The following is a 13,038-nucleotide window of genomic DNA, read 5'->3' on the forward strand; positions in this document are numbered from 1 at the left end:
CATATGGTGATGGACGCCTACAATCCGCCGCAGGATCCGTGGCTGGTGGTGCTGTATCAGGACAAGCACATTATGGTGGTCAACAAGCCGAGCGGCCTGTTGTCCGTACCGGGCCGTCTTGAAGAGCATAAAGACAGCATCATGACCCGCGTACAGCGCGATTTCCCGCAGGCGGAATCCGTGCATCGCCTGGATATGGCGACCAGCGGCGTGATCGTGGTGGCACTCACCAAGGCCGCGGAGCGGGAGCTTAAGCGCCAGTTCCGCGAGCGCGAACCGAAAAAGCAGTATCTGGCGCGGGTCTGGGGTCATCCCCATCCCGAAGAGGGTCTGGTGGATCTGCCGCTGATCTGCGACTGGCCGAACCGCCCAAAACAGAAAGTCTGTTTTGAGACCGGCAAAGCGGCGCAAACCGAGTATCAGGTGCTGGAATATAGCGACGATAACACCGCGCGGGTTCTGCTAAAACCGATCACCGGGCGCTCCCACCAATTGCGCGTGCATATGCAGGCGCTGGGCCACCCGATCCTCGGCGACAGGTTTTACGCCACGCCCGAGGCGCTGGCGATGGCGTCGCGTCTGTTGCTGCATGCCGAAACGCTAACTATCACCCATCCCGCGTATGGCAACAGTATGACCTTTAAAGCCCCGGTAGATTTTTAAATTCTATGCCCATTTGTGCCGGGGGCGCTTCGCTTGCCCGGCCTACCGTTCTCAACGTAGGCCGGATAAGACGCTTTACGTCGCCATCCGGCAAAACCATTATTTAAAACCTTTCTGCTCTTTAATCATTTCATACGCCTTCTGAATTTCCTGCGCTTTCTGCTTCGCCATCTCCATCATCTCCGGCGGCAGTCCTTTAGCGACCAGCTTATCCGGGTGATGTTCGCTCATCAGCTTGCGGTAGGCGCGCTTGATGGTCGTCGCATCATCGGAAGGCTTAACGCCCAGCACGTTGCAGGCGTCTTCGAGGGTCGGCCCCCGCTGCGCCTGTTGCCAGCCGCCGCCGGACTGCGACTGCTGCTGGTAGCCGCCGCCAAACTGCGCGCCGCCCTGCATCATGCGCAGGAACTGGTCGAACTGGGCGCGGGAGATCCCCAGCTCATCGGCGATGACGAACAGCACTTCGCGCTCGTTAGGGTGCAGCGAACCGTCCGCAAAGGCGGCCTGAATCTGAATTTCCAGAAACATCCTAATCAGATCAAAACGGCCGAAGCAGACGCTGCGCAGCTGGCGCATTTTCTCACGCAGCGGGTAGTTATCCGCTTTGCCCACGCGAAACGCGTGCTGCGCGGCGGTACGCGAGTCGCCGTGCAGGTTCATTCGGTCCATCAGCACGCTGGCGACCTGAATGTCCGCCTCGGTCACGCGCCCTTTCGATTTGGTCAGATGCCCCATCACTTCAAAGGTGGTGGCAAAAAAGAGCGACTGGCGCTCCTGCTGATTCGCAAACCAGTTCAGCCGGCGGCTACGGGCACGGTCAAACATATGGCCGATCAGAAACCCCAGCACCACGCCCCAGAAACCGCCGCCCATTATTAAGGCAACCGCCACACCGATCACTTTTCCCCAATACTGCATATACTCCCCAAATGGTCAAATCATCATGCCGTCAGCTAAAATATGCATTATCATACTCGTCATTCAGCACAGTACCTAACGTCACGGATTTGAACCGGCAGGATTAACACTGGCGCGTTAACGATGAGTGCGTTAGTCTCTGACCGTTTGCCAGCCGCAATGCCACAGATGACGGAACAATAAATACAACGTATGAAAAAACGTATTCCCACCCTTCTGGCCACCATGATCGCCAGCGCCCTGTATAGTCAGCAAGGCGCTGCCGCCGACCTCGCATCTCAATGTATGCTGGGGGTCCCGACCTATAATCGCCCCCTGGTGCAGGGTGATACTAATAGCCTGCCCGTCACTATTAACGCCGATCACGCGAAAGGCAATTATCCTGATAATGCCGTATTTACCGGCAATGTCGATGTTAACCAGGGTAATAGCCGCCTGCAGGCGGACGAGGTACAGCTGCACCAGAAAGAAGCCCCGGGACAGGCCACGCCCGTGCGAACAGTGGATGCGCTTGGCAATGTGCACTATGACGATAACCAGGTCATTCTGACAGGCCCGAAAGCCTGGTCAAACCTGAATACCAAAGATACCAACGTCTGGAAAGGGGATTACCAGATGGTGGGGCGTCAGGGGCGCGGCACCGCCGACCTGATGAAACAGCGCGGCGACAACCGCTACACCATTCTTGATAATGGTACCTTCACCTCCTGTCTGCCGGGCGCCAACACCTGGAGCGTCGTCGGCAGCGAAGTCATTCAGGACCGCCAGGAGCAGGTCGCTGAAATCTGGAATGCGCGCTTTAAAATTGGCCCGATACCGGTTTTCTATAGCCCTTATTTGCAATTACCGATTGGCGATAAGCGCCGCTCCGGTTTTCTGATTCCGAATGCGAAATACGGCTCCACCAACGGCGTCGAATTTTATTTGCCGTATTACTGGAATATCGCGCCTAACTTCGATGCCACTATTACGCCACACTATATGGATAAGCGCGGCGGCATCATGTGGGAAAACGAATTCCGATATCTGACCCAGGCGGGTACCGGCCTGTTCGAATTCGACTATTTGCCGTCGGATAAAGTCTACGAAGATGAGCATCCGGAGGACGATAACAGCCGTCGCTGGATGTTCTACTGGAGACACTTTGGGGTCATGGATCAGGTGTGGCGCTTCAACGTCGATTACACCAAAGTCAGCGACGCCAACTACTTCAACGACTTTAGCTCTAAATACGGCTCGAGTACCGACGGTTACGCCACGCAAAAATTCAGCGCCGGCTATTTTATCGATAATTTTGACGCCACCGTGTCGTCAAAACAGTTCCAGGTCTTCGATCGCGAGAACAGTAACTCGTATGCCGCGCAGCCGCAGCTCGACGTAAACTATTACTACAATGACCTGGGGCCGTTCGACGCCCATGTTTACGGCCAGGCGGTGAAGTTTGAGAACACCAATAACAACCTGCCGCAAGCGACCCGTCTGCATCTGGAGCCGACGCTCGCGCTGCCGCTGTCCAACGGCTGGGGCAGCCTGAATACCGAAGTGAAGCTGCTGGCCACGCACTATCAGCAGAGCAATCTGGACGAGTACCGGACCTATGCGAAAAATCAGTATAACAGCAACCCGAGCAGCGATAATGCGCGCTATCTGAATGCGGCCAATAGCCTTGAAGACTCCGTAAGCCGCGTTCTGCCTCAGTTTAAAATCGACGGCAAAATGGTCTTTGAGCGCGACATGGACTGGTCTCAGGGATATACCCAGACGCTGGAGCCGCGCGTCCAGTATCTGTATGTGCCCTACAAAGATCAGAGCAATATCGGCGTTTACGACTCCACGCTGCTGCAATCGGACTATAGCGGACTGTTCCGCGACCGCACCTACAGCGGCCTTGACCGCATCGCGTCAGCCAACCAGGTCACGACCGGTTTGACCACGCGCGTTTATGATGATCACGCCGTGGAACGATTTAACGTTTCTGTGGGTCAAATCTACTACTTCACGGAATCCCGTACCGGCGACGAGAACGTCACCTGGGAAAAAGACGACCAGCGCGGCTCTCTGGTATGGGCTGGCGATACCTACTGGCGCATGACCGACCAGTGGGGCCTGCGCGGCGGCATCCAGTATGATACGCGTCTTGATAACGTGGCTACCGCCAGCGGCACCGTTGAGTATCGTCGGGATCAGGACAGGTTAGTGCAGTTGAATTATCGTTATGCCAGCCCGGAGTATATTCAGGCGACGCTGCCGTCGTATGCTACATCGGCGCAGTATAACCAGGGTATTTCCCAGGTCGGCATGACCGCCAGCTGGCCGATTGTCGACCGCTGGTCCGTCGTGGGTGCGTATTACTTCGATACCAACACCCGCAAATCGGCAGACCAGATGCTGGGCGTGCAATATAGCTCCTGCTGCTACGCTATCCGCGTCGGCTATGAGCGTAAGCTCAACGGCTGGGATACCAACAGCAACGAAAGCAAATACGACAACACATTCGGCTTCAGTGTGGAACTGCGCGGTCTGAGCTCTAACTATGGTCTGGGCACCCAGCAAATGCTGCGTTCGAACATTTTGCCGTATCAAAGCTCTATGTAATGTCACGGTTTTGAAACGTACCCCGCGCTTGCGGTTAATTGAAATGGAAAGAGTATGAAGAACTGGAAAACGCTGCTTCTCGGTATCGCCATGGTTGCGAATACCAGTTTCGCCGCCCCTCAGGTTGTCGATAAAGTAGCAGCCGTCGTAAACAATGGCGTCGTACTGGAAAGCGACGTTGATGGTTTAATGCAATCGGTAAAACTGAATGCCGGCCAGGCAGGCCAGCAGTTGCCGGACGATAACACCTTGCGTCATCAGATCCTTGAACGACTGATCATGGATCAAATCATTCTGCAGATGGGGCAGAAAATGGGGGTAAAGGTATCTGACGAGCAGCTCGATCAGGCCATTGCCAGCATTGCCAAACAGAACAACATGACCATGGATCAGATGCGCAGCCGTCTGGCCAATGACGGTCTTAACTACAACACCTACCGTAGTCAGATCCGCAAAGAGATGATTATCTCTGAGGTGCGCAACAACGAAGTACGCCGTCGTATCACCGTTCTGCCGCAGGAAGTCGACGCGCTGGCAAAACAGATGGGCAACCAGAACGATGCCAGCACCGAGCTGAACCTGAGCCACATCCTGATCCCACTGCCGGAAAACCCGACCTCCGATCAGGTGAGCGAAGCGGAAGCCCAGGCGCGCTCCGTGGTTGAACAGGCCCGCGGCGGCGCCGATTTTGGCAAGCTGGCGATCACCTATTCCGCCGATCAGCAGGCCCTGAAAGGCGGCCAGATGGGCTGGGGTCGTATTCAGGAGCTGCCGTCCATCTTCGCTCAGGCGCTGAGCACGGCGAAGAAAGGCGATATCATTGGCCCAATCCGTTCCGGCGTAGGCTTCCATGTTATCAAAGTGAACGATCTGCGCGGCCAGAGCCAGACTATCTCCGTGACCGAGGTCCACGCGCGCCACATCCTGCTGAAGCCGTCGCCGATTATGTCTGACGATCAGGCTCGCGCGAAGCTGGAGCAGGTCGCTGCGGATATTAAGAGCGGTAAAACCACCTTTGAGAAAGCGGCAAAAGAGCTGTCTCAGGATCCAGGTTCAGCTAACCAGGGCGGCGACCTTGGCTGGGCAACGCCGGATATCTACGATCCTTCATTCCGCGATGCGGTGATGAAGCTGAGTAAAGGCCAGGTCAGCGCGCCGGTTCATTCCTCATTCGGCTGGCACCTGATTCAGCTGCTGGATACCCGCAATGTTGACCGCACCGACGCGGCGCAGAAAGACAAAGCGTATCGCATGCTGATGAACCGTAAGTTCTCAGAAGAAGCGGCGACCTGGATGCAGGAACAGCGCGCCAGCGCCTATGTCAAAATTCTGAGCAACTAATGACAGCCTCGCATCGAGTCGTTATCACTCCCGGCGAACCCGCCGGGATTGGCCCCGACCTGGTCATCCAGCTCGCCCAGCGCGACTGGCCGGTCGAACTGGTGGTGTGCGCCGATAGCGAATTACTGACAAGCCGGGCAGCAATGCTCGGTTTGCCGTTAACGCTGCAGCCCTACGACGCCAACCGTCCCCCCGTTGCGCAGCGCGCCGGTACCCTGACGCTGCTCCCCGTTCCGCTTTCCGCTCCCGTCACGCCCGGTATCCTGAACGTGCAAAACGGTCCTTATGTCGTAGAAACGCTGGCGCGGGCATGCGATGGCTGCACCCAGGGCGAGTTCGCCGCGCTTATCACCGGCCCCGTGCAAAAGAGCATTATCAACGATGCGGGCATCGCCTTTACCGGGCATACCGAGTTCTTTGAAGAGCGCTCCGGAGCCAGTAAGGTAGTGATGATGCTGGCAACGGAAGAGCTGCGCGTGGCGCTGGCGACAACCCACCTGCCGCTTAAGGCCATCAGCGACGCTATTACCCCAGCGCTGCTCCGGGAGGTCATTACCATCCTCGATGACGACCTGCGTCATAAATTTGGTATTGCCCATCCGCACGTGCTGGTCTGCGGGCTGAACCCGCATGCCGGGGAAGGCGGGCATATGGGGACGGAAGAGATAGACACGATCGTTCCGGTACTGGACGAGCTGCGGGCGAAAGGCATGAACCTCAGCGGCCCGCTGCCGGCCGACACGCTGTTTCAGCCCAAGTATCTCGATAACGCTGACGCGGTGCTGGCGATGTACCACGATCAGGGTCTACCCGTGCTAAAATACCAGGGTTTCGGCCGCGCAGTGAACATTACGCTCGGTTTACCCTTTATCCGTACGTCCGTTGATCACGGTACCGCCCTTGAGCTGGCGGGCCGGGGCAGCGCGAACGTCGGCAGTTTTATTACGGCGCTTAACCTCGCCATCAAAATGATTGTTAACTCTCAATGAATAATCGAGTCCATCAGGGCCACTTAGCCCGTAAACGCTTCGGGCAAAACTTTCTCAACGATCGGTTTGTGATCGACAGCATCGTTTCTGCAATTAACCCGCAAAAGGGTCAGGCCATGGTCGAAATCGGCCCGGGCCTCGCCGCGCTGACCGAGCCGGTAGGCGAACGTCTGGATAAACTGACCGTTATCGAACTGGATCGCGATCTCGCCGCACGCCTGCAGACGCACCCGTTTTTAGGTCCAAAGCTGACGATTTATCAGCAGGACGCCATGACCATGAACTTTGGCGAACTGGCGGAAAAACTCGGCCAGCCGCTGCGCGTATTCGGCAACCTGCCGTATAACATCTCCACCCCGCTGATGTTCCACCTGTTTAGCTATACTGATGCCATTGCCGACATGCACTTTATGCTGCAAAAAGAGGTGGTGAACCGTCTGGTTGCAGGACCGAACAGTAAAGCGTATGGTCGATTAAGCGTCATGGCGCAATATTACTGCCAGGTGATTCCGGTGCTCGAAGTCCCGCCGTCGGCGTTCACCCCGCCGCCAAAAGTGGACTCTGCCGTCGTGCGTCTGGTGCCGCACAGCACGCCGCCGCATCCGGTGAAGGATATTCGCGTGCTGAGCCGTATCACCACCGAAGCGTTTAACCAGCGCCGGAAGACCATCCGCAACAGCCTTGGCAACCTGTTTACCGTCGACGTACTGACCGGGCTGGGCATCGACCCCGCCGTGCGTGCGGAAAACATCTCTGTCGCCCAGTACTGCCAGATGGCAAACTGGCTGACGGAAAATGCGCCCTCAAAGGAGAGCTAAAGCATGTTAGATTCGCCCCGTGTTTGCGTACAGGTGCAAAGCGTCTACATTGAGTCACAGTCCTCACCCGATGAGGAACGTTACGTCTTCGCCTACACCGTCACTATCCGCAACCTGGGGCGAACGCCGGTTCAGCTGCTCGGACGCTACTGGCTAATCACCAACGGCCACGGCCGGGAAACTGAAGTTCAGGGGGAAGGCGTGGTCGGCGTACAGCCCCATATCGCCCCCGGCAACGAATATCAGTACACCAGCGGCGCCGTGCTGGAAACGCCGCTTGGCACCATGCAGGGCCACTATGAAATGATCGACGCCGAGGGCAACACCTTCGCCATCGATATCCCCGTTTTCCGTCTGGCAGTGCCAGCAATAATTCATTGATTCGATGAGTACATATCTTATTGGCGACGTTCATGGTTGCTACGATGAACTGATCGCCCTGCTACAGCAGGTGGCGTTTACCCCTGGGAAGGACATGCTCTGGCTGACGGGCGATCTCGTCGCGCGCGGCCCGGCATCGCTGGACGTGCTTCGCTACGTCAAATCGCTGGGCGATAGCGTACGGATTGTGCTTGGCAATCACGACCTCCACCTGCTGGCGGTTTTCGCCGGGATCAGCCGCAACAAGCCAAAAGACCGGCTGACGTCGCTGCTTGAGGCCCCGGATGCCGATGAGCTGCTGAACTGGCTGCGCCGCCAGCCCATGATGCAGATAGACGAAGAGAAAAAACTCATCATGACCCATGCCGGGATCACCCCGCAGTGGGATCTCGACACCGCCAGACTGTGCGCGCGCGACGTTGAAGCCGTGCTCAGCAGCGACTCCTACCCTTTCTTCCTCGATGCGATGTACGGCGACTTGCCCAACCACTGGTCGAAGGAACTGTCCGGCCTGGCGCGGCTGCGGTTCATCACCAACGCCTTTACCCGTATGCGCTTCTGCTTCCCTAACGGGCAGCTGGACATGTACGCCAAAGAGTCGCCGGAGGATGCGCCCGCGCCGCTAAAACCGTGGTTTGCGATCCCGGGCCCCGTCACGCAGGAGTACAGCATCGCGTTTGGTCATTGGGCATCGCTTGAGGGCAAAGGCACGCCGGAAGGGATCTATGCTCTTGATACCGGCTGCTGCTGGGGCGGGGAGTTGACCTGCCTGCGCTGGGAGGATAAAGCGTACTTCGTACAGCCGTCTAACCGTCGCCTCAGTGACGGCGAAAGCGAAGCGGTAGCCTCGTAAACACGCCTCTCCCGCTTACCCCTCTCGCATCAGGAAAGGGGTAGGCTGCGGGAAACCTTAACGACGTTCGAGGATCTCGAAACAGTAGCTGTGCGAGTTCTGCGCATCCGCGTCGTGGAATTCGCTGAACACCGATTCCCACTCGTCCGGATCGTAGTCAGGAAAATGCGTATCCCCTTCCACTTCGGCATCGATATGGGTCAGATAGAGCTTATGCGCTTTCGGCAGGAACTGCTCGTATACGCGGCCGCCGCCGATGACCATAATCTCTTCCGCACCGCCACAGGCGGCGATCGCCTCCTCGACGGATTTCGCCCACTCGACGCGATCGTCCGTACCAGGCTTACTGCTGATAACGATGTTTTTACGTCCCGGCAGCGGGCGGCCAATGGATTCCCAGGTCAGACGCCCCATCACCACCGGTTTGTTTACGGTATTGCGCTTGAACCAGGCGAGATCGGCAGGCAGGTTCCAGGGCATGGCGTTTTCCATGCCGATAACGCGATCCACCGCTAACGCCGCAATCAGACTGATCATTGAAAATTTCCCGGATGCAAAAAATTGCCGCCACTATACGGAAAGCATAATCTTTCGTCGACTGGCGGCAGAGTAAAGAAAGCGAAAATTTTTCAATTTGCAGCTAAGCCCTCGTTATGCCGACGGTTTACTTTCCGGCTCATCCGCAGGATTTCCGGTATGTTTCCCTTCGTCGGTTCCCTGCCAGCCGTGACGCTGGATAAGCGACAGATTACTGCGGTCCTCATTGATGATATCGGTTAGCATCGCGCTGGTGCGCTTAAACGCCGCAGCGAAGGAAGCATCATCTTCTTCGGCGATGTCCACCATCTCTTCCACCATTCTCAGGTTAAAGCGGCGGAACAGGTCGGCGCGCTCGCGCGCTTCGTACGCACCCAGCCCCAGCGCTTCCAGCGCCATGCGCCCGGACTTCAGCGCGCCTTCGAAGGTTTCACGCTCCGGCGCGTCGATCCCCGCCTGGCGCAGCTGGATGTAATGATCGACATCCCGCGCCCGGGCGATGATCCGCAGATTCGGGAAATGCGCTTTCGCAAGCTCCGTCAGCTCAAGGTTCGCTTTCGGATCGTCAATGGCGTTGATCAGCACCTCGGCGTTCGCCGCACCGGCCGACTCCAGCAGGTCGACCCGCGTCGCATCGCCGTAAAACACCTTCATATCAAACTTCCGCAGCGTATCGACATGGTCAGGATCGTGATCGAGGATAACCATTTTGACGCCGCTGGAAAGCAGCAGTCGCCCGGTTATCTGGCCGAAGCGGCCAAAACCGGCAATGATCACCCGCGGCTGCTCTTCATCAATCTCATCGGCCTCCCGCTCCTGCTCGCGCCCGGTTTTCTCCAGCCGGGACAGCACCACCAGCAGCAGCGGCGTCGCCGCCATCGACAGCGCGACCGCCAGAGTTAATGCTTTCGCCCACTCCGGGTCGAGCACGTTCGCCATCTGCGCGGCGCCAAAAACCACAAAGGCAAACTCACTGCCCTGCCCCAGCAGTACGGCGAACCAGCGACGCTGGGCCTTAGGTACACCCAGCGGCCGGGCAATTAGCCACAGCATCAGGGTTTTTATGACCAGGAAGCCGAACAGCAGCACGACAATCCGCAGCGGATGCGAAACCAGGGTGCCAAAGTCCACCGACATGCCGACGCCGATAAAAAAGAGCCCCAGCAGCAGCCCCTTGAACGGCTCAATATCGCTTTCCAGCGCGTGGCGATACTCGGAGCTCGCCAGCAGCACACCGGCCAGAAACGCCCCCATCGCCATCGACAGGCCGACCTCTTCCAGCAACAGCCCAAAGCCGAAGACCAGAAACAGCGCCACGGCGCTGAACACCTCCCGCAGCCCGGAGCGCGCCACAAAGCGCAGCACCGGTCGGGTCACGTAGCGCCCAAGCAGCACCACCAGCACCAGCGCGCCCGCCACCTTCAGCGCGGAAAGCAGGAACACGCCGAACGTGGTGGAGGCTCCGCTTGCCGCCAGCAGCGGGATCATCGCCACCAGCGGGATCGCCGCGATATCCTGGAACAGCAGCACGGCAAACGCGCTGCGCCCCATCTGGGATACCGTCAGGTTACGCTCATTCATCGCCTGCATGGCGATCGCCGTCGAGGACAGCGCCAGCGTCAGGCCAATCAGCTCCGCCACCTTCCAGTCCAGCCCCAGCAGCATGCAGAAGCCGCCAATCAGCACGCCGCAGGCCACCATCTGCAGCGCTCCGCCGCCAAAGACCGACACGCGCAGTTTCCACAGCCGCTGCGGGTCAAGCTCCAGCCCAATCACGAACAGCATCAGCACCACGCCGATTTCCGCAAAGTGCAGAATAGATTCGGCGTCGGTGACCAGCCGCAGCCCCCAGGGGCCGATAATGCAGCCCGCAATCAGATAGCCGAGCACCGAACCTAGCCCAAGGCGTACCGCAATGGGGACGATAAGCGCCGCGGAGCCGAGGTAAATCAGCGCCTGAATCAGCGTATGGCTATCCATGATGCGCCTCCTGCCAGTCAAGCAGACGTTGTTTATAGTGCCGGGCCTGCGCCTGCAGCGTTTCATCATCGCAGATGAAGGTGCAGTGCATCGAAAAAGGCGGCAGCCACTGCAGGCCGCAGTAGAGCGCGGTGGCCTGTAGTGGCTGCGCCAGCACCTCAAAGCCCGGCCAGTTGCCGATAGCGAAATGGTCTTCGCCGCCGCCGGTGGTGACCGCCCACATCAGGCTTTTACCGTGCAGCGCTTTCCCGTTGTGGCCGTAAGCCCAGCCGTGGGACAGCACTTTGTCTATCCACAGCTTGAGCAGCGGCGGTACGCTGTACCACTGCATGGGATGCTGCCAGATAACCAGGTCCGCGCGGGTCAGCGCCTCCTGCTCGGCGGTAATATCGATATTAAAATCGGGATAAAGGTGATAAAGGGAGCGGATTTCGACCCCGTCCATGTCCCTGACCTGCTCAAGCATCCGTTTATTCGCATGTGAATGCTGCGGATAAGGATGCGCATAAATTATCAGAATCATTGATTGGCCTGTCTTTACGCATATTGCAATCAGCAAGAGTGTAGACAGTTAACTGTTCCGGTTACAATGATAACTGTTATTTATGTATCCATCACTTAGGCACTGCGCGGCTCTTTACCAACGGCTTCATTCGCTACGTTTGCATCAAGGTCGCATTTTTTCGGCAGCAGGAAGGTCATGGTTCCGGCAATCAACAGCGATCCCGCCAGCGCGCAAACCGCAACATTTTGACCATAAAGGTAAATCATTACGCCAACCAAATATGGGCCGCAGAAACCACCGAGATTTCCTAAACCATTAATCACACCTCGGGCGCTCCCGGCGACTTCGGGCGCCGCAATTCGCCCCGGCATCGACCAGAAGGGACTGGTAGCCGCTTTCAGGAAGAAGCCACAGATAACCAACGCGATGTAGGCCGCTACCACATGCTCACGCAGTACAACGGATGCGATCAGCGCGGCAGCGAAACAATACAGCGAGAAACGAACCCACAGACGACGTTTTCCACTGCGCTCGCAGGACAGTGAAATAACATAAATCCCTGCAAGCGTGGCAACGAAGGGCAGAATCGCCAGGAATCCCACGCTCGCCATGTTCCCGCCCGTAAGTCCCTTCAGGATGGTCGGCAGCCAAAGCGTATAACCGTAATCGCCTGTCTGGTAGAAGAAATTAAGAACAACCAGTTTCATCAGCCCGGGATTACGAAATACATCCTTCACCGGCGCATTGCTCACTGGCGCTTCGGCCAATTTTGCCGCCCGTTCAGCGGCGAGGGTGTTCACCAGATAGTCCCGTTCAGCCTGGGGCAACCAGCGCGCTTCTTCCGGGCGATCGCTAATCATAAACCACCACACCGCCAGCACCACCAGCGACAGCAGACCTTCGATGATAAACAGCCAGCGCCAGTCGAGCGCAGCAATGATGGCGCCCGAAACGGGGGCGGTCAGCATCCCGCCCAGCGGCGCAAACATCATCACAAACGCATTGGCGCGCCCAAGCTCTTTTTCAGGGAACCAGTTGCTGACCATCGTCAGTACGACGGGCAGCATCCCGCCTTCGGAAACGCCAAGAATAAAACGCAGTACCAGCAGCTGATATTCATGGGTGACAAACCCGGTAGCCACGGACACGACCGCCCATGCCACCAGAGACCAGGCAATAAAGCGTTTACCGCTGCCATTTACCGCAATACGGCCACCTGGTATTTGCAGAAATAAATAACCAATAAAAAATATACCGCTGGCAACACCGGCCATCTGGCTGGTAATACCTAAATCGGCCGTCATCCCACCGGGTAATGCAAAACTAATATTAACCCGATCCATAAAAGAAATAATACAGGCAATTAATACCGGCGTAATAATACGCAACCAACGGGTGCTGGGAATGTTAGCGTTCATATTTCGTACTCTCTATGCAGAGGTTATTGTTGTCATTACA

General features: G+C 57.3%; 12 protein-coding genes. 7 read left to right on the top strand and 5 right to left on the bottom strand.

Features of this window, described 5'->3' with window-relative positions; translation table 11 throughout:
- The first annotated feature begins 3 nt into the window (after window positions 1–3).
- Window positions 4–663 (top strand): bifunctional tRNA pseudouridine(32) synthase/23S rRNA pseudouridine(746) synthase RluA, encoded by a 660-nt coding sequence (gene rluA / locus ENTCL_RS18315; protein ID WP_013367632.1) that lies wholly within the window; start codon window positions 4–6, stop codon window positions 661–663.
- Between the two features lie 99 nt (window positions 664–762).
- Here rluA and djlA read toward each other — a convergent pair whose 3' ends face one another.
- Window positions 763–1,581, bottom strand: coding sequence for a co-chaperone DjlA (gene djlA, locus ENTCL_RS18320; RefSeq protein ID WP_013367633.1), 819 nt, complete (start codon window positions 1,579–1,581; stop codon window positions 763–765).
- A 192-nt stretch (window positions 1,582–1,773) separates the two neighbouring features.
- On the opposite strand from djlA, the gene lptD reads away from it, so the two are divergent.
- The 6 genes from lptD to apaH are packed head-to-tail and all read left to right on the top strand — an operon-like array spanning window position 1,774 to window position 8,558.
- Window positions 1,774–4,176 (top strand): LPS assembly protein LptD, encoded by a 2,403-nt coding sequence (gene lptD / locus ENTCL_RS18325; protein WP_013367634.1) that lies wholly within the window; start codon window positions 1,774–1,776, stop codon window positions 4,174–4,176.
- Between the two features lie 54 nt (window positions 4,177–4,230).
- Entirely contained in the window at window positions 4,231–5,517 is a 1,287-nt protein-coding gene (gene surA / locus ENTCL_RS18330; RefSeq protein ID WP_013367635.1) for a peptidylprolyl isomerase SurA, read from the top strand.
- Window positions 5,517–6,506: a 4-hydroxythreonine-4-phosphate dehydrogenase PdxA gene (gene pdxA / locus ENTCL_RS18335; protein ID WP_013367636.1), complete on the top strand. Its 990-nt coding sequence runs from the start codon at window positions 5,517–5,519 to the stop codon at window positions 6,504–6,506. The genes surA and pdxA overlap by 1 nt, the downstream gene beginning before the upstream one ends.
- On the top strand, window positions 6,503–7,324 hold the full coding sequence (rsmA, locus tag ENTCL_RS18340; RefSeq protein WP_013367637.1) for a 16S rRNA (adenine(1518)-N(6)/adenine(1519)-N(6))-dimethyltransferase RsmA: 822 nt from the start codon (window positions 6,503–6,505) through the stop codon (window positions 7,322–7,324). The genes pdxA and rsmA overlap by 4 nt, the downstream gene beginning before the upstream one ends.
- 3 nt (window positions 7,325–7,327) lie before the next feature.
- A complete protein-coding gene (apaG, locus tag ENTCL_RS18345; protein ID WP_013367638.1) occupies window positions 7,328–7,705 on the top strand; it encodes a Co2+/Mg2+ efflux protein ApaG in 378 nt (125 codons plus the stop codon).
- Window positions 7,706–7,709: 4 nt separating this feature from the next.
- Window positions 7,710–8,558, top strand: a complete 849-nt coding sequence (gene apaH / locus ENTCL_RS18350) for a bis(5'-nucleosyl)-tetraphosphatase (symmetrical) ApaH (protein WP_013367639.1) — start codon at window positions 7,710–7,712, stop codon at window positions 8,556–8,558.
- A gap of 57 nt (window positions 8,559–8,615) precedes the next feature.
- Here the strand turns inward: apaH and folA are convergent, their stop codons facing one another.
- The 4 genes from folA to ENTCL_RS18370 form a co-directional block, all read right to left on the bottom strand.
- Window positions 8,616–9,095: a type 3 dihydrofolate reductase gene (gene folA / locus ENTCL_RS18355; protein ID WP_013367640.1), complete on the bottom strand. Its 480-nt coding sequence runs from the start codon at window positions 9,093–9,095 to the stop codon at window positions 8,616–8,618.
- Between the two features lie 114 nt (window positions 9,096–9,209).
- Window positions 9,210–11,075, bottom strand: coding sequence for a glutathione-regulated potassium-efflux system protein KefC (gene kefC, locus ENTCL_RS18360; RefSeq protein ID WP_013367641.1), 1,866 nt, complete (start codon window positions 11,073–11,075; stop codon window positions 9,210–9,212).
- A complete protein-coding gene (kefF, locus tag ENTCL_RS18365) occupies window positions 11,068–11,598 on the bottom strand; it encodes a glutathione-regulated potassium-efflux system oxidoreductase KefF (RefSeq protein WP_013367642.1) in 531 nt (176 codons plus the stop codon). Before kefF ends, kefC begins: the two co-directional genes overlap by 8 nt.
- A gap of 95 nt (window positions 11,599–11,693) precedes the next feature.
- On the bottom strand, window positions 11,694–12,998 hold the full coding sequence (locus ENTCL_RS18370; RefSeq protein ID WP_013367643.1) for an MFS transporter: 1,305 nt from the start codon (window positions 12,996–12,998) through the stop codon (window positions 11,694–11,696).
- Window positions 12,999–13,038 lie beyond the last annotated feature (40 nt).

The organism is [Enterobacter] lignolyticus SCF1 (assembly GCF_000164865.1).
Taxonomy (GTDB): Bacteria; Pseudomonadota; Gammaproteobacteria; order Enterobacterales; family Enterobacteriaceae; genus Enterobacter_B; species Enterobacter_B lignolyticus.

Excerpts from the sequence above, each read along its gene's own strand:
- rluA (WP_013367632.1), top strand. The coding sequence starts at position 4 with ATGGTGATGGACGCCTACAATCCGCCGCAGGATCCGTGGCTGGTGGTG.
- djlA (WP_013367633.1), bottom strand. The coding sequence starts at position 1,581 with ATGCAGTATTGGGGAAAAGTGATCGGTGTGGCGGTTGCCTTAATAATG.
- lptD (WP_013367634.1), top strand. The coding sequence starts at position 1,774 with ATGAAAAAACGTATTCCCACCCTTCTGGCCACCATGATCGCCAGCGCC.
- surA (WP_013367635.1), top strand. The coding sequence starts at position 4,231 with ATGAAGAACTGGAAAACGCTGCTTCTCGGTATCGCCATGGTTGCGAAT.
- pdxA (WP_013367636.1), top strand. The coding sequence starts at position 5,517 with ATGACAGCCTCGCATCGAGTCGTTATCACTCCCGGCGAACCCGCCGGG.
- rsmA (WP_013367637.1), top strand. The coding sequence starts at position 6,503 with ATGAATAATCGAGTCCATCAGGGCCACTTAGCCCGTAAACGCTTCGGG.
- apaG (WP_013367638.1), top strand. The coding sequence starts at position 7,328 with ATGTTAGATTCGCCCCGTGTTTGCGTACAGGTGCAAAGCGTCTACATT.
- apaH (WP_013367639.1), top strand. The coding sequence starts at position 7,710 with ATGAGTACATATCTTATTGGCGACGTTCATGGTTGCTACGATGAACTG.
- folA (WP_013367640.1), bottom strand. The coding sequence starts at position 9,095 with ATGATCAGTCTGATTGCGGCGTTAGCGGTGGATCGCGTTATCGGCATG.
- kefC (WP_013367641.1), bottom strand. The coding sequence starts at position 11,075 with ATGGATAGCCATACGCTGATTCAGGCGCTGATTTACCTCGGCTCCGCG.
- kefF (WP_013367642.1), bottom strand. The coding sequence starts at position 11,598 with ATGATTCTGATAATTTATGCGCATCCTTATCCGCAGCATTCACATGCG.
- ENTCL_RS18370 (WP_013367643.1), bottom strand. The coding sequence starts at position 12,998 with ATGAACGCTAACATTCCCAGCACCCGTTGGTTGCGTATTATTACGCCG.